General features: G+C 35.5%; 18 protein-coding genes and 6 tRNA genes. 12 read left to right on the top strand and 12 right to left on the bottom strand.

The window, feature by feature from the left end; all coding sequences use genetic code 11:
• Window positions 1-24: 24 nt before the first annotated feature.
• The 6 genes from N8O80_RS04465 to N8O80_RS04440 all read right to left on the bottom strand — a co-directional run bounded on the left by N8O80_RS04465 (window position 25) and on the right by N8O80_RS04440 (window position 5879).
• On the bottom strand, window positions 25-645 hold the full coding sequence (locus N8O80_RS04465; protein WP_261027028.1) for an HAD family hydrolase: 621 nt from the start codon (window positions 643-645) through the stop codon (window positions 25-27).
• A 3-nt stretch (window positions 646-648) separates the two neighbouring features.
• On the bottom strand, window positions 649-1929 hold the full coding sequence (locus tag N8O80_RS04460; protein ID WP_261027026.1) for an MATE family efflux transporter: 1281 nt from the start codon (window positions 1927-1929) through the stop codon (window positions 649-651).
• Between the two features lie 60 nt (window positions 1930-1989).
• The gene (thrC, locus tag N8O80_RS04455; RefSeq protein WP_261027025.1) at window positions 1990-3474 is read right to left on the bottom strand and encodes a threonine synthase; all 1485 of its coding nucleotides are present in this window, start codon (window positions 3472-3474) and stop codon (window positions 1990-1992) included.
• Between the two features lie 75 nt (window positions 3475-3549).
• The gene (locus N8O80_RS04450) at window positions 3550-4827 is read right to left on the bottom strand and encodes a glutamate-cysteine ligase family protein (protein WP_261027024.1); all 1278 of its coding nucleotides are present in this window, start codon (window positions 4825-4827) and stop codon (window positions 3550-3552) included.
• A 260-nt stretch (window positions 4828-5087) separates the two neighbouring features.
• Window positions 5088-5366, bottom strand: coding sequence for a hypothetical protein (locus tag N8O80_RS04445; protein WP_261027023.1), 279 nt, complete (start codon window positions 5364-5366; stop codon window positions 5088-5090).
• A gap of 6 nt (window positions 5367-5372) precedes the next feature.
• Window positions 5373-5879 (bottom strand): hypothetical protein, encoded by a 507-nt coding sequence (locus tag N8O80_RS04440; RefSeq protein ID WP_261027022.1) that lies wholly within the window; start codon window positions 5877-5879, stop codon window positions 5373-5375.
• 455 nt (window positions 5880-6334) lie between these two features.
• Between N8O80_RS04440 and N8O80_RS04435 the strand changes: the two genes are divergently transcribed.
• From N8O80_RS04435 to N8O80_RS04380, 12 genes are all read left to right on the top strand, one after another.
• The gene (locus tag N8O80_RS04435; protein WP_261027021.1) at window positions 6335-6874 is read left to right on the top strand and encodes a hypothetical protein; all 540 of its coding nucleotides are present in this window, start codon (window positions 6335-6337) and stop codon (window positions 6872-6874) included.
• A gap of 161 nt (window positions 6875-7035) precedes the next feature.
• Window positions 7036-7272, top strand: coding sequence for a hypothetical protein (locus tag N8O80_RS04430; protein WP_049520632.1), 237 nt, complete (start codon window positions 7036-7038; stop codon window positions 7270-7272).
• Window positions 7235-8605: a P-loop NTPase family protein gene (locus tag N8O80_RS04425; RefSeq protein WP_261027020.1), complete on the top strand. Its 1371-nt coding sequence runs from the start codon at window positions 7235-7237 to the stop codon at window positions 8603-8605. The genes N8O80_RS04430 and N8O80_RS04425 overlap by 38 nt, the downstream gene beginning before the upstream one ends.
• Window positions 8606-8702: 97 nt before the next feature.
• A complete protein-coding gene (locus N8O80_RS04420) occupies window positions 8703-9017 on the top strand; it encodes a hypothetical protein (protein ID WP_261027018.1) in 315 nt (104 codons plus the stop codon).
• Window positions 9018-9188: 171 nt separating this feature from the next.
• Window positions 9189-9440 (top strand): hypothetical protein, encoded by a 252-nt coding sequence (locus N8O80_RS04415; RefSeq protein ID WP_261027017.1) that lies wholly within the window; start codon window positions 9189-9191, stop codon window positions 9438-9440.
• Between the two features lie 110 nt (window positions 9441-9550).
• Window positions 9551-10318, top strand: coding sequence for a metallophosphoesterase (locus tag N8O80_RS04410; RefSeq protein WP_261027016.1), 768 nt, complete (start codon window positions 9551-9553; stop codon window positions 10316-10318).
• 182 nt (window positions 10319-10500) lie between these two features.
• A complete protein-coding gene (locus N8O80_RS04405; RefSeq protein WP_173254956.1) occupies window positions 10501-11283 on the top strand; it encodes a rolling circle replication-associated protein in 783 nt (260 codons plus the stop codon).
• Between the two features lie 13 nt (window positions 11284-11296).
• Entirely contained in the window at window positions 11297-11500 is a 204-nt protein-coding gene (locus N8O80_RS04400; protein WP_000562210.1) for a DUF3173 domain-containing protein, read from the top strand.
• Window positions 11501-11503: 3 nt separating this feature from the next.
• Window positions 11504-12637: a site-specific integrase gene (locus tag N8O80_RS04395; protein WP_001007697.1), complete on the top strand. Its 1134-nt coding sequence runs from the start codon at window positions 11504-11506 to the stop codon at window positions 12635-12637.
• A gap of 40 nt (window positions 12638-12677) precedes the next feature.
• Window positions 12678-13115, top strand: coding sequence for an HD domain-containing protein (locus N8O80_RS04390; RefSeq protein WP_000381519.1), 438 nt, complete (start codon window positions 12678-12680; stop codon window positions 13113-13115).
• 215 nt (window positions 13116-13330) lie between these two features.
• The gene (gene relB / locus N8O80_RS04385) at window positions 13331-13567 is read left to right on the top strand and encodes a type II toxin-antitoxin system RelB family antitoxin (RefSeq protein WP_173254958.1); all 237 of its coding nucleotides are present in this window, start codon (window positions 13331-13333) and stop codon (window positions 13565-13567) included.
• Window positions 13560-14291, top strand: coding sequence for a metallophosphoesterase (locus tag N8O80_RS04380; protein ID WP_261027014.1), 732 nt, complete (start codon window positions 13560-13562; stop codon window positions 14289-14291). Before relB ends, N8O80_RS04380 begins: the two co-directional genes overlap by 8 nt.
• A 110-nt stretch (window positions 14292-14401) precedes the next feature.
• Here N8O80_RS04380 and N8O80_RS04375 read toward each other — a convergent pair.
• From N8O80_RS04375 to N8O80_RS04350, 6 genes are all read right to left on the bottom strand, one after another.
• Window positions 14402-14485: transfer RNA gene (locus N8O80_RS04375), tRNA-Leu, on the bottom strand.
• A 9-nt stretch (window positions 14486-14494) separates the two neighbouring features.
• A tRNA-Gln gene (locus N8O80_RS04370) sits at window positions 14495-14566 on the bottom strand.
• A 13-nt stretch (window positions 14567-14579) separates the two neighbouring features.
• Window positions 14580-14652 (bottom strand) — tRNA-His (locus N8O80_RS04365).
• Window positions 14653-14666: 14 nt separating this feature from the next.
• Window positions 14667-14737, bottom strand: a tRNA-Trp gene (locus N8O80_RS04360).
• Window positions 14738-14748: 11 nt separating this feature from the next.
• Window positions 14749-14829 (bottom strand) — tRNA-Tyr (locus tag N8O80_RS04355).
• Between the two features lie 13 nt (window positions 14830-14842).
• Window positions 14843-14915: transfer RNA gene (locus tag N8O80_RS04350), tRNA-Phe, on the bottom strand.
• Between the last annotated feature and the right edge of the window lie 2 nt (window positions 14916-14917).

Genomic DNA, 14917 nt, shown 5'->3' with positions numbered 1-14917 from the left:
CACAAAACTGACACAATATTTTTATCACTTAACCTTAAAAATAAGAGGAATATCTGCTAACGCTTGAATCCTGTAATTGCCTTCATAAGACGACTCTAAAAAGTTGATGCTTTGAATCCCACTATTCTGGGCAAATTCCACATCCAGAGTCCGATCCCCTATATAATAAGTATTATCAAGATTCAACTGATACTCATCTATCAGATATGCGACTGCTTCCGGACTGGGCTTTCGCGCAAAACCACTTTGATTGGTTAGAATCTCTGTAAAATAGGATTCCAAACCCAAGTCTCTGAGAATGGTAAAAGCGTTGTCCCCCTTATGAGTATAGACAAACTGCTGAATTCCTGCTTGGTCTGCCCAAGCTAGCACCTCATGCGCACCTGGCATCAAAACTACCTGAGCATTCTTCTCAGCCAGACTCTGGGCACGCACTTGATTTAGCACTTCCACATCCAGCTTTCGCTCTTCTGCCACTTGTACAAGCAAATTCTGCACAGAATACTTGAGGATAAACTCTCTCACCTTCTCCTTATCATAAGGAATAGCAAACTGACCAAAAGTTTCCTCAATCCCTGACAAAATCGCTTCATAAGAGTCCAATAAAGTCCCGTCTAAATCCCAAATAAAAGCTGTTTTTTGCATTTCCTATCCTTTCAAGCTCATATAACGCTGGTAACGGTAACGTAGAAATAACCATCGAAAACCATTATCCAAGAGAGTCCCTGCCCAAATACCGGGCAAGCCCCAACCAAGCACAATTCCCATCAGATATCCTGTTCCAATGCGGATACACCACATTCCTATACTTGTCGCATACAAGGGAAGCCGAGCATTGCCTAAACCCTGCCAGACTGCTGTATAGATGACTGTTCCTATCGTCATAGGAGTACCAAGTAGTGAAAAAAGTGTCACTAGAACACTAGCCTCCACCGCTAGAGAATCATTCGTATAGAGATGAGTTAGTGGTATACCCAAAGCATAGATACTGAAGGTCAAGGGTAACATGAGGACCAGAGAAAGCCAAAAAGTTTGCTTGCTCAAACTAGCTACTCTTTTCCAATTATCCTCTCCAACTGCTCGGGCCACTAGCATGACCGTTGCCGTAGCGACGCCAAAGGCAGGCATGTAGTTAAACTGGGTCAAGACTTCTCCGACTGCATTCCCAGCAACTGCCTCCGTTCCAAAAGAAACAACCAAGGCAATGATTACGACATCTCCAGCCCGCATCATGAGCCGTTCTCCAGCTGCTGGCAAAGCTAAGGTCAATAGTTCCTTATCTAAACCAAAAGTCGGTTTCTCAAAAGGCAACTTTAATTGCGACCATAAAATCACAAGACCTATCAAACGAGACAGAATAGTTCCCCAAGCAACACCAGCTATCCCCATATCCAGTACAAAAATAGCTAGACTTGAAAAAAGAATATTCAAGGCATTGGAGAAAAGACTCACATAGAGAGGCAAACGTGGATTATGCGTTGCACGAATCAAAGCACCCAAACTAGTCATTAAACCTAAGAGAACAATCGATCCGCCTACCAAAGATAGGTAGAGTCCACCACTCTCAGCTACATCTCTCTCCGTCCCCAAAAGTCCTATCATCTCTTGCCCAGCGAAGATGGACAAAGTTCCTAAAAGGAAGCTTAATAATAATGTAATCTTCAAGGCCTCAGTCACATGATAGGCTAACTTAGACTGATCCTTCTGCCCCAAACTTTTTGAAATAACACTGGAAATAGCAGCTCCCAGAGCGATGAAAATCGCCTGGTAAATCGTGATAATATTGCCAGCTACTGATACACCCGAAATAGCTATCAAGCCCAAGTGAGCAACCAGATAACTGTCCACCATCCCCATGAGCATCTGCAAAAAGTTTTCGCCCATAGCTGGCAGAGCGATGATGAGAATATCCTTATTTTTCTTAAACAATCCTTCCTCCTGATGAAAAGAAACTCAGTTGGTTTCCCAACCGAGTTTACTCCTTCTGTCTTAAAGTCCTAAATAAGACTCAACCGCTGCTTGCATATCAGCAGCTGCCACTGTTGTCTTGTGACGAACAGGAGCTGTTTCAAGCCCATCAACTGCAGGTGGCACAGCCACTCCTGAAATTTCATGTAATTGAGCCAAGGCTTCAAAGTCAGTCAAGCCAACTTTCCCTGTTACAGCTTCTACTGCAACCACTGGGAACTTGTATGGACTCGCTGTTGAAGCAATCACTGTCTTAGTCACATCGCCAGTAGCCACTTGGTATTTCTTATAAACTGCCGAGGCAACCGCCGTATGTGGATCCTCGATATAAGAATCTGACTCATAAACACGCTTGATTTCTACTGCCGTTTCTTCCTCAGTCGCATATTCAGCTACAAAGAGGTCCAAAATCTCTGCGTCAAAGTCTGTCAACTCATATTGTCCTTGCGTGTTCAAGGCATTCATAAGTTCAGCTGTCTTTTCAGCATTATTTCCCAAAAGATGGAAAATCAAACGCTCTAAGTTTGAAGACACCAGAATATCCATAGATGGGCTAGTTGTTACCTTAAACTCACGTTTCTTATCGTAAATACGTGTATTGAAGAAGTCTGTCAAGACATTGTTGTCATTTGAAGCACAGATCAATTTACCAACTGGTAGGCCAATTTGCTTAGCATAAAAGGCAGCCAAGATATTTCCAAAGTTTCCAGTTGGCACTGTGAAGTTGACCTTATCACCAGCCACAATCTCACCAGTCTTGACCAACTGAGCGTAAGCATAAACATAGTAGACAATCTGTGGCACCAGACGACCAATGTTCATAGAGTTAGCTGATGAAAATTGCAACTTGTTGGCCGCTAATTTTTCACGAAGAACCACATCGTTAAACATGTGCTTCACATTTGTTTGAGCATCGTCAAAGTTACCGTCTATAGCGATAACATGAGTGTTATCACCAGTCTGAGTGGTCATTTGCAACTCTTGTACCTTGCTGACACCATCCTTTGGATAAAAGACGATAATCTCAGTGCCAGGTACATCCGCGAATCCTGCCATAGCAGCTTTCCCAGTATCACCAGATGTCGCTGTCAAGATGACAATCTTGTTCTCCAAACCATGTTTCTTAGCAGCTGTTGTCATAAAGTATGGCAAGATAGACAAGGCCATATCCTTAAAGGCAATCGTTGAACCATGGAAAAGCTCCAAGTTATATTGTCCGTCTAATTTCACTAATGGCGCGATAGCTGGAGTATCAAACTTGCTATCGTAGGCATTGCTGATACAGTAGTCCAACTCCTCGGCTGTAAAGTCATCTAAAAATGCCGACAAAACTAACTTAGCAACTTCCTGATAAGATGCATCTTTCAATTTGTCAAAGTCCAAATCTACCTTTGGATACGTAAGCGGTATAAATAAACCACCATCCGTCGCCAAACCTTGCAAAATTGCTTGGCTAGCAGTTACTGTATTGTTGGCATCACGTGTTGATTGATAAACTAATGTCATTACTCTCTATCCTTTATCTATAGTCTCTTCCATTATATCATGATTTTTCAGAAAATTCTCCCTTTATAAGAGAAATTATATGCCCAATTCTTCTTTCAAAGCCTGTAAGTAGGTCATTTCTTGCTTATTTCTCATCTCCAGTCCTTCCTCAGCTAGAAGGAGTAAGTCTGTGGAAAATTCAATAATCGCAGTTTTTTCCTCAGCTATAAGATTTTTTTTAGAAAATTGCCGTCTTAAAAACTTGTAATCACGACCAAATTCTTTAAAGAAAGGTGCTGTTTCTAAATAAGCTTCTAACTTATCTAAATTAACCAACAATCCCAAGTGAAAAGCTGCTGAAGCGAAGGTTCTATCTAGAGGCTGAGTACACACACTACGAAACTCAACTGTTCCGCGAGTCGTTAAGTCTTGGTACTGGTAACTACGATGAGTTTCAAAGTCTTTCTCTTGAGGGTAAATAGAAACCACATCCCCATTAAGAGAAAATGCTTGGATTTCAGGTGTAGACAAATAGTCCCTTGCCTGAATCGGATAAAAATAATAGGTTTGTTCATCACGTTCCGCAGTAAAAATTGCAGAATAATCTAGATAATCAAAAAAATCATCCTCATCTTTAAAGAGTCTAGCATTGACCCCGACGTTTTCTGGATAGATGCCATGCATCGATTCTTCCCAGAAAATATCCCTTGAAATTTTCGTATCCCAATCCTCACCTGAAAACTCAGAATTGGCAAATAAATAAGCCTTAACTGCTTCAATTTGGGTAAAAGCATTAATCACTCGTAAGTAGTTAGACTTTGAAACATCCAACTGTACCTGACTCCCACAGATAAAAGCCCCATATTCAGGGAAATGATGTAAGTCTGATTCCGTCACATTCCTACTCAAATTCAAATAATCCATTAACATCTGATAACGTGGATAAGCAACTGGACAATTCTTATTTTTATCCCAGTTGGGATGAATGCCGCAGCCAACAATAGCATGATTTGATTCAGCTAACTTTTTCTGAGTTACATCCATATAATTGTTAAAGCGATTTTCGACCTCTTGAATCGTTTCAGCCTTACCAAATGCAAACTCTATCGTGGTATAGGAAACTTCAAATAAAATAGCATCCTGACTTACTGGATCCACTAACTGAATAGGATTCCCAAAATCATCTACCTTTTCTACAGCTAAATTCAAAGCAGAAACTAAATATCGGAATAAGTGCTTGATAACTTCAACATCTGTAGCATCCCCTTCTAAATTTGTAACAGGATATTCCAGCTCAATCCCGACAAACAATTCAGGATTTTCTTTAATATTTTTCAAATACCGATGTTTTAATAAATCGATAGAACGAGACATACTTCCCTACACTTTCATAATCTAAATAAAATTTGAATAACTACTATTATACCAAAAATAATATAAAAAGGAACGAAGATTTACAACGTTCCTTCCTCTATACTATACCGGCGGCCGGGGTCGAACCGGCACGTCCTTGCGGACACTGGATTTTGAGTTGAGTGTTCAAGATTTTATATCTTTATAAATCAGCATAATCAACGTTATAAAAAACCATTTATATTGTTTGAAAAAACAAAATTTTGATTTTTAGTAACTTTTTAGGAACGGAATTTTTTTAATCTTTCTTTTATATCTCTACTCAATTTGTTCAGTTCTTCATCGTTACACAGTTCTTCACCATAGAATTTGCTGAATGTAAATAACCTTATAACTTCTTGGTAGCCTTCTTCAGTATTCTCATCAAGTAATTTTAGATAATCTTGAAAATTTCTAATTGCTTTTTTCTTCACAGCTTCAAAGTCTTCATCTTCAGCAACTGAATAATTGACTGGTCGCCACTCTTTGACGGTTTGAATTGTGTCATTCCAAAATTCCATTTTATCTCACTTTTCAATTATTATTTTACTCTGGGTTGAAAACGAGAATTTTTCCAACGGACTATAGATACCTTTTATCTCCACTATTTTATTCTTATATCCTTCAAATATCTCTTCCACCTGCTGATTAGTATAATCATAATTAGGTTTATAAGCAGTATTTGCTATTGAGTTCATTGTCCCAAATACTTTACTAACTCTTGATTCAGCAATTTCTCTAAAATTATCGTTTTTTTCATTCTCCAATTTTGGAGATAAAAAATGAAATGAGGATGATAAATTACGTTTTTTTTCATAAAATTCTGTTCTTGAATTTGAATATTCTAAAAAAAATTTTTTTATTTCATTTCCTTTATCTAATAATTTTAAAAACAACTCATTAACTTCTTCATCACTATATTCATAATATCTTTTATTTGATAAATTTCCTATTAGTGACAATGTTTTATAAACTTGTGTCATTCTTCTTTCTACTACAATAACAAAATTATTTGCTCTATCTACTGTTGTCATATTGTTCCTCCATCTAACCATTATAGCATCGCAAGTCTTTTTTGTCTATTTTTTTAAAATAAACGGTCTATTTAAAAATATTAGACAAAAAGACCGTATTTTTCTTGACATAGTGGATACGATATGCTAAGATATCATCAACAGGTAAATAATTGCCTCTAACACCGTGTAGAAAGGAGAATTTGTCATGACCCCAGAAGAACAAATGGCATTAGAGTATTTTTATGAAGAGATGGACGCCTATTATTGTGAGGAAGAACAAGGCGAGATTTTTGATTGATACGAGAATTAAATCATATCTATAGTTTCTCAGGATAATTGGTAAACTATATTTGCAAGATACTACATTTATACACAAAAAGGAGAAGATAAATGAATATTGCAAGAGCCTCACCCAGAGTAGAGACTAATTGAAACAATAATACACATATTTGATTTTGAAAGGAAATATTGTTATGAATTCAAAAAAAATAGTTCCAAGAACTAAAACTCATACCTTTGATGATGTTATCGAACAAGGGTATTGTCATAGGCTGTCAAGATATGTTCCTGATGCAGTTGTTGGAGGTGCCTACAAATATGATTCAACAGATGCATTACCATATGCGAAAAAACTTAAAAATACACTATATGGGAAAAATTTATCTGTCAAGTATTTAGCAAGTTTGTTGGATATGTGGGATATAGCATGTCAATTATTTCATACGGTAACAGGGACATGTTTAGCGGATGACATCTTTAATTCTACGAAAATTTATAGTGAATTGTATTTTTACAATACTAATACTTCTGATTTTATTACAGATGAGATTATTGACCTTGTTAAAGAAAAACATCGTTCATATTCTAGAAAAGCAGATGAAGGTACCATTTTATCAGTTGAGCATGAGTTTGATATTAACCCCGATATCTACTATTATATTATAGGCAAATTGGGTTGGAAAAGAGTAAAACACAATTACCTAGTTAAGGCTCTTGCAGGGGCATTATCTTAAGTTTAATCTAGGGGAGTACCTTCCCTTTATATCTTATACTCTTCGAAAATCAAATTCAAACTTCGTCAGCTTCACCTTGCCGTACTTAAGTACAGCCTGCGGCTAGCTTCCTAGTTTGCTCTTTGATTTTCATTGAGTATTAAAAAGAAAGGAATTGCATCATGAAGAATCTCTATAAATATCTTTTTTATTTGTTCTTTATTGGATTTGCTTGCACATTATATTATGTGTTGTTTTTAACAAATGTCTATTCTCCTATCTTTGAAGCTATTTCAATATTGATGGGTATTACGATTATTATCTTTTTGATTATTTGTATAGATATGATGGCTTCCCCTGCTGGAGAGGAGGATGCAAAAAATGAGAATGTTAAATCAAACAATTCGTGTGAAGAGTAAATACCCTTACTTGATTCGTCCCCGAAATATTACAATTCTAAGATTGTTTATCCAAATTTTTGTCTTTTTACTCTTAATATCTTCGTGGATTGCAGTAATCCCATTTATTGCACGTCTAGTCTTTTCCATGTTTTTTATAAGTCTTCTTTTTTTAGTAGAGAGGTTCTTTCATTCTGATGTTATAGAAAAATTGAGAAACAAGCTCAATATCAGAGAAGCTTTGTTTTACATGTTAATTAGTTTAAATTTATATGATGATATAGATAATGAAGTAGTAGATACAGCAGTTTTATATTTTGACGTTTCTGAGGATGACAAGGTTATTATCTGTGTCCCATTATTTGGGAATCGTTATCTGAAAACCTTGAAAAATTTAGAGGAATATTTATGCCCTACTTTAGGCTTGCCGTTGTTGTCTAAGAAAGAAGAAATAGATAAAATAGTATACGTGTTAGGGCAGAAAGAAGAAATAGAACAATATGTTTTTAATAGTAACACATTAACAAGAGAATTTTTTAAAGATATTCCTAGTCCAATAATCAAGCTGTCAAATACACAGAAATTTAGTCTAAAGTCCAACACTAACCTAGGTATATATGGAAGAACGGGGACAGGCAAAACAATAGCTCTGCAATGGTACTTATTTAACGCACTGGCTAAAGGTTGTGGTATTGCTGATAATACTTATTTAGGCATAGTAGATGGTAAGGCAGCTGACTTGTATCGTATTGGTGAACTTCTTCACGAAGAACTGGGAGAACAAGTGGCAGTAGGCTCTTCACCACAAATGCTTGCCCAATTATCGAGAAAATTCATTGAAAATATGGATGCAAGATTTAAAATTATCAAACAGAATAGTTCATTGAATGCTGACATTTATGAGCTAGATGAGCTGGGATTGGTACCTAATTTTTTGTTCGTTGATGAACTCGCTTCTATTCGTGATAGTTGTGGCTCTACGAAACAAGGTAGAGAAACATGGAATGAAATTCTACAAAATTTAGGCTTGATTGCACGCAAAGGACGGCAGGCAGGTTGCCACCTAGTCCTATCTACTCAAGACCCTAATGCCGAAAACATCCCCGTTGAATTGAGGAATCAAATTTCAGCAGTTTTATACCTTGGTGCCCCAGGGGCTGATAGATTGAAGATGGCTTTTAGCATGTGCGAATTAGAAAACGTTCCTACAGTTTCAGATAGAAAAGGGGAAGCATTATTTTATGCTGATGGGCTTAATACAGTAGAGCCAGTGCTAACATTTGTACCATTTGTTGATTTAAAAACTAAACAAGAGTTTTTAAGGGTAGTTAAAAATATACTGCCAAACTACTAATGACGGTATTTTTCTCTGTTGGAATAGGAATTCTTTTCAATAGAGAAAAATAGCCAACCGACTGCATTGCAGGAGGTAAGAAAGAAAGGAATTTATCATGAAATTAAATGATTTTTTGAAACCATCGCTACTAGGCAATCGCTTCTTTGCCGTGAAAGGGTATACAGAAGTATTAGACAGAGAGACTAATAAGCCCGTAGCTTTAAGACTTAACGTGTCAATTCAAGACGAAAACTCAGATTTTTTTATGGAGATGATACAAGTCAAAGTAAATACATTATCCCCTACTGCTTCTGTTCAAGAGATGGCGAATAATAAAACTTGTCCTGTTAGTCTTAAAGATTTAAACGTAGGGCAATTCAATGGAAATTTGTGGTTTGCTTGTTCTGATGTTTTACCTGTAACAAAATAGCTAAGATTAGATAATATATAAAGGAGTTTTACAATGCAAACTTTTAACTACGATGATTTTTAGAATGAAAAGGGGATTGTTTCATTTTCTGAAGCAGAACAAATCTATTCTAGTCTCCTTAATTCCTCCAATCAACTTGATAAAGAATTTCAAGAAGAATGGACAACATTTGTGCTTCTATGCGTAGAGTATGCCTCTGCACGTGGTAAATGGCTCACACTCTCAAGAGAAGAAAAATTTGCCAACGATGAATCTAGAACTGTTATTCACAATAAACTTATTTATCAACTAAAGATTTTAAAAGGTTTAGCAAGTGAACAAGGCAATGATGTTGCTTGGTTTGAAAAATTTAACGATGACAGAAAACGTATTGGGGACTTTGCTTGCTATGTGGCATATATCTATGCCTTAAATGCTCGATAGACAATTAGAGGACATTATGGCTATATATTACTCTATGTCTGATATTCAATGTGTTATAACTTAATTCTGTCCTTATACTAATATCAAAAATAAAGAGGGAAATCTATATTATGAAGACATTATTAATTGGCGACTTACATTTGAAATCTCAACTAATCTTACCCATTGTTGATAAGATTATCCAAACACATAATATTAAGAGAATCATTTTTCTTGGTGATTATGTTGATTTGCATGGTCAAACTAAAAATATCCAACTTTATGCCAAAGACCTCACTTTTTTATACTCTTGGAAAATAGACAAAGAGCAAAACGGAATAGATGTAATTAATCTTATAGGTAATCATGATGCTTATTATTTACTGGGAGAACAAGCCCCTTTCTCAATTCAAAATTTAGAAGTGTTTTTCGCAGTTAAAGAATTGTTGCAGAATTTGAAATTACAAATAGCTTATCAACTAGATGATTATTTAGTCAGTCACGCTGGTTTCAATCTGATATTTGACCCAAAAGAATGGCATTTTAACCTCTATACCAAAGAGCATGAAGAAGAATTAGATATTCTAGCTTATACAATAGGACCAATGCGTGGTGGGAAAGCTCTTGGGGGTTCTCCTTTATGGGCACATTTTAGAGAATTAGAACTGCTTCCCAACCAAGACTTTCCTAAACAAATTGTTGGACATACCCCTAAAGAATTTATTGATATTTCTAAAAATGTTATTGGTATAGATACTTTTTCATTGTATATTGACAAAGATAATAAATATCAATTTATTGGTAACGGTGATTTGCTAGTTTATGACCAAGGACATTTTGAGGTCATTTCAACAGACTGGGCAACAGACAAAATATTAAAACAATTACCACAAATTTAATAGCTACTTCTCATCATGTACCTAAGCAAAACTGCCGACAAGCAGTCGGCAAGCTGGAAGTGTGTTTAGCGGAGCGGTGCTTAGGATCACATGATAGAAGTAGGGAGGAGCTTTGCTCCTCCTAGTTTATTTATTATATAGACAATCTTTTGGCGAAAACTATAATAAGGGTGCATTTTTTTATGACTAATTATAATAAAAAAATTATTCGCACCGCTTCCTATATCGAGATTTGGGAATATGAAAAGCCAATATTTTCAAAAGGAAAATCCATTCTAGATACTAATACTGAAAACAAGGAAAAATCACAACGTAGAACATTTGATGAACTTACACCTGAAGAACAAGAACAACGTCTGGAGCGTATGAAAAAAACTCGCTTAGAAGCAAAGTGGAACTTATTACGCTTAGTTGATTGTAATTATAATGACAATACTTCATTTCTAACCCTGACCACTAAAGAAAATATTAGCGACAGAAACCACTTCAAAGACTTACTAAAAACTTTTATAAAACGCTTTAACTACCACATCTTTAATACCAAGAAAAGTAAATTAAAATATTTAACAGTATTAGAAAAGCAAAAACGTGGAGCATGGCATGCTCATATTCTGCTTTTCAGCGTTCCTTATGTACCACACCGTCAACTCTTGGAACTTTGGGGACATGGAGCAGTACGAATAAATAAAGTTGATGTAGACAGCAAAGAAAATCGCGGTCGATATGTCACAAAGTATTTTGAAAAAGGGATTGGACAAGAATTGTTGGAAAACTTCGGAAAGCAAGCCTATTTTTCATCACGCAACTTAAAAAAGCCTGATGAAGATAGATTTTATACTTATGAAGATTTTAATTATGATAGTTCAGTCGTACTATATGAAACGGAATACATTAGTAAAGTCTATAAAGACGGTCAGTATTTCGATAATCATGTAAAGTATAAGAAAATAAAACTAGATGAATAAAGGAGTAAGTTACATGATAGCAACTGTTACTAAGAATGACCTAGTTGCCCTTGGTTTTTCTGAAGGCACATCGAAACGTATTATCCGCCAAGGGAAAGAGCTACTGATAACACGAGGCTTTACAGTCTATCAGAATAAACGAATTGGTACTATACCTGCTACTATTGTAAGCGAATTACTCGGTTTTGATGTTCAAAACAGTACCCTCAAGGAGTAAAATATGGCAATTAGAAAAGGTAAAGACGGTAATTGGATAGTTGATATTAGCAACGGTTTTGACCCAATAACACTAAAGCAACGTAGAATTGTCAGAAAGGGCTATAAGACGAAAAAAGAAGCTATTGAGGCAGAACACTACTTACGAAGTGTAGAGTTAAAAGAACGCTTCTATGGGGCTAAAATAACTATCCCCATACTATATGAACTACTAAAGGAAGAAGATAGTATAAATCATCGAAAAGCAAGCTATATCAATACACAAGATAATAATTACAACAAACACATCAAAGATTATTTTTCTATGGTAGATAATGTCGGAAAACTAACCTATGAAGACATCTACCAATTTAGAGAACATCTTAGGCAAAAAGTAGCTAAAAATTCTGATAAACCGTTAAGCACAAATACTATCAACAAAATCATGATTTTACTCAAAAAAATTTTTGATGTTGGTTTGCGAAAAGGCTATTACTCCTCCAATCCAGCAAAATTGATAAAAAAGTTGCCAATTGAAAAAACAAAAATGCAATTTTGGACAGTCAAAGAATTTCAGAAGTTTTTGACACTATTTGAACCCGAAGAATACAATATCAAACTACTCTTTACTGTTCTATTCTTTACAGGATTAAGACTTGGGGAAGCTCTTGCCCTAACATGGCAAGACATCGACTTTTCAAGTAATACAATTCATATCACGAAATCTGTCTATGTTAATAAAGGAGTAACTCATATCAGCACAACAAAAACTAAAGCAGGAACAAGAAGAATTGTCATCAATAAAAAATTAAGCCAAGAATTACAAGATTGGGAAAAGCAACAAAAACATCTATTAGAGCAATTTACCAACAATAGCCTAACATTACAAGTGTTTCAAAATAGTCCTATCACAATTACAAAAAATGCAGTTGAAAAACAATATAAGAAAATACTTGAACGTGATAGCACACTAAAAAAGATACGCATACACGATTTTAGGCACTCACACGCTTCCCTGCTGATTAACCAAGGGGAAGATTATCTAGTTGTAAAAGAGCGACTAGGACATGCTTCTATAACAACCACGATTGATACCTACTCTCACTTGTACCCAAGTAAGCAAAAGGATTTAGCTGATAAACTAGATGAATTACTATAAAGTAATTGAGTTTTATAAATGGAAAGTTTATAATTAAATCATGGATACATCACAAGCAATAAAAGCACATGAAGTAGCTAAAAAAGCACACTTTGGACAAATTGATAGAGCAGGAATTGACTACATTAAACACCCTGAAACAGTAGCTAGTTTTGTCGCAACTGATGAAGAGAAAGCTGTCGCCTATCTACATGATGTAATTGAAGATACTTCACTAACCCTACTAGACCTAAAAAAGGAAGGTTTTTCAAAAAATATTATAGAAGCCGTCGATATACTCACAAAGAAAAAAGGACAAGATTATCAATCTTATCTCAATCTAGTAAAGAAAAATGAACTCGCTAGAGTTGTAAAGTTAGCGGATTTACGGCATAATTCAGATTTAACAAGACTACCATTAATTACTGAAAAAGACTTAGAGAGAAATAAGAAATACAGTTCTGCTATTAGATTTTTAAGAGCAAAGAAAAAAAGTTAGTAACTAAACTATAAAATTTTATAAAGAGAAAACAAAAGACAAGGCTTATAAACTTTGTCTTTATTACTATACTGGCGGTCGGTCTCGAACTGGCACATCCTTGCAGATACTACAATTTTATTAAAATAAATAACTATAAAAAGTGAAATTTTTTATTGAGAAACTTTTAGACTAGGAGTATAATGTATCTAAAATAACTATTAGGTGGTTGTTATATGAATAATGTTGTTACTACACAAATTTCTATTCAACTTAGTCAAGAGTTAAATTCTTTATTAAATGCTATTGTTGAAGAAAATAATACAACAAAGACTGACTTTATTAGACAAGCTGTTATAGAGAAAATTGAAGATATATATGATATTAAGGTTGCTGATGAAGCTTATAAAAAATGGGTTGAATGTGGCAAAAAGACTTTCTCACATGAAGAAATGATGAGGCGCTATGGCTAAAATATACGCAATATCTGATATACATGGGCACTACAATGAGTTTATTAAATCTATCAATAAAATAGATTTATCTGATAAACAAAGTCGACTTATCTTACTTGGAGACTACATTGACAATGGTTCTCAATCTTTTCAAGTTATTTCCAAAATAATTGAACTTGAGGAACTTTCTCCTAATCAAATTATCACTCTATTAGGAAATCATGAAGAATGGTTTTATGATTGGTTGATTTTAGAAAAGCCTACTTCTTCTGCATTTCCAGAAACAATAAAAAGCTTCTTCTCTCCAGAGGAATTGAACTATATTTTTAAATCGAATGCTAACAACTTTGAAACAGGTGTTAGAAATGAAATTAAAAATAATATCAAATTTAATCCATTTATAAACTGGTTTAAAAAACGATATAGGGATAAACGCTATTATGAAACTGATACCCAAATTTTTGTTCATGCTGGCATTGATGAAGAAGCAGGAAAGTTTTGGAAAGAACTAACGAGTTCAGAGATATTTACAAACAAATTTCCTATTACCACTGGTAGATTTCATAAAGCTATTATTTCGGGCCATATTGCTTCTTCGGAAGTAGCTAAAGATAGAAGATACCTGGGTAAGATTTACTATGATAGTAAAAGTCATTACTTTATTGATGGAGAGGTAACGAATAGCAAAACAATACCTGTTCTTTGCTATGATACAATTACCCAAAAATATCACTTTCTATAACTTTTAATCATGTGCTTTTATATGAAATTAGTAATTATTAGTAACAATTTCAAGAAATTTATTATGACATAACAAAAAGACAAGGCTTAGAAACCTTGTCTTTTCAACTATACCGGCGGCCGGGGTCGAACCGGCACGTCCTTGCGGACACTGGATTTTGAGTCCAGCGCGTCTGCCAATTCCGCCACGCCGGCAAATAGTAACTGGGGTAGCTGGATTCGAACCAACGCATGAGGGAGTCAAAGTCCCTTGCCTTACCGCTTGGCTATACCCCAATAATATAAAATAGGCGAGTGATGGGGATCGAACCCACGCATGCCAGAGCCACAATCTGGTGTGTTAACCACTTCACCACACCCGCCATAATTTTATTAACACGGGCAGTAGGAATTGAACCCACACTGAAGGTTTTGGAGACCTTAGTTCTACCTTTAAACTATGCCCGTAACTAAAATAATGGAAGGGGAGGGATTCGAACCCCCGAACCCGAAGGAGCGGATTTACAGTCCGCCGCGTTTAGCCTCTTCGCTACCCTTCCGAAAAATATATAATGGCGCGAGACGGAATCGAACCGCCGACACATGGAGCTTCAATCCATTGCTCTACCAACTGAGCTACCGAGCCTT

Source organism: Streptococcus mitis, assembly GCF_946190155.1.
GTDB lineage: Bacteria > Bacillota > Bacilli > Lactobacillales > Streptococcaceae > Streptococcus > Streptococcus mitis_CL.
Note: the sequence above shows the minus strand (reverse complement) of the source record. Positions and strands in the feature narration are given on the sequence as shown.

Coding starts and splice junctions, on each gene's coding strand:
- N8O80_RS04465 (WP_261027028.1), bottom strand. CDS start 645: ATGCAAAAAACAGCTTTTATTTGGGATTTAGACGGGACTTTATTGGAC.
- thrC (WP_261027025.1), bottom strand. CDS start 3,474: ATGACATTAGTTTATCAATCAACACGTGATGCCAACAATACAGTAACT.
- N8O80_RS04450 (WP_261027024.1), bottom strand. CDS start 4,827: ATGTCTCGTTCTATCGATTTATTAAAACATCGGTATTTGAAAAATATT.
- N8O80_RS04445 (WP_261027023.1), bottom strand. CDS start 5,366: ATGGAATTTTGGAATGACACAATTCAAACCGTCAAAGAGTGGCGACCA.
- N8O80_RS04440 (WP_261027022.1), bottom strand. CDS start 5,879: ATGACAACAGTAGATAGAGCAAATAATTTTGTTATTGTAGTAGAAAGA.
- N8O80_RS04435 (WP_261027021.1), top strand. CDS start 6,335: ATGAATTCAAAAAAAATAGTTCCAAGAACTAAAACTCATACCTTTGAT.
- N8O80_RS04430 (WP_049520632.1), top strand. CDS start 7,036: ATGAAGAATCTCTATAAATATCTTTTTTATTTGTTCTTTATTGGATTT.
- N8O80_RS04425 (WP_261027020.1), top strand. CDS start 7,235: ATGAGAATGTTAAATCAAACAATTCGTGTGAAGAGTAAATACCCTTAC.
- N8O80_RS04420 (WP_261027018.1), top strand. CDS start 8,703: ATGAAATTAAATGATTTTTTGAAACCATCGCTACTAGGCAATCGCTTC.
- N8O80_RS04410 (WP_261027016.1), top strand. CDS start 9,551: ATGAAGACATTATTAATTGGCGACTTACATTTGAAATCTCAACTAATC.
- N8O80_RS04405 (WP_173254956.1), top strand. CDS start 10,501: ATGACTAATTATAATAAAAAAATTATTCGCACCGCTTCCTATATCGAG.
- N8O80_RS04400 (WP_000562210.1), top strand. CDS start 11,297: ATGATAGCAACTGTTACTAAGAATGACCTAGTTGCCCTTGGTTTTTCT.
- N8O80_RS04395 (WP_001007697.1), top strand. CDS start 11,504: ATGGCAATTAGAAAAGGTAAAGACGGTAATTGGATAGTTGATATTAGC.
- N8O80_RS04390 (WP_000381519.1), top strand. CDS start 12,678: ATGGATACATCACAAGCAATAAAAGCACATGAAGTAGCTAAAAAAGCA.
- relB (WP_173254958.1), top strand. CDS start 13,331: ATGAATAATGTTGTTACTACACAAATTTCTATTCAACTTAGTCAAGAG.
- N8O80_RS04380 (WP_261027014.1), top strand. CDS start 13,560: ATGGCTAAAATATACGCAATATCTGATATACATGGGCACTACAATGAG.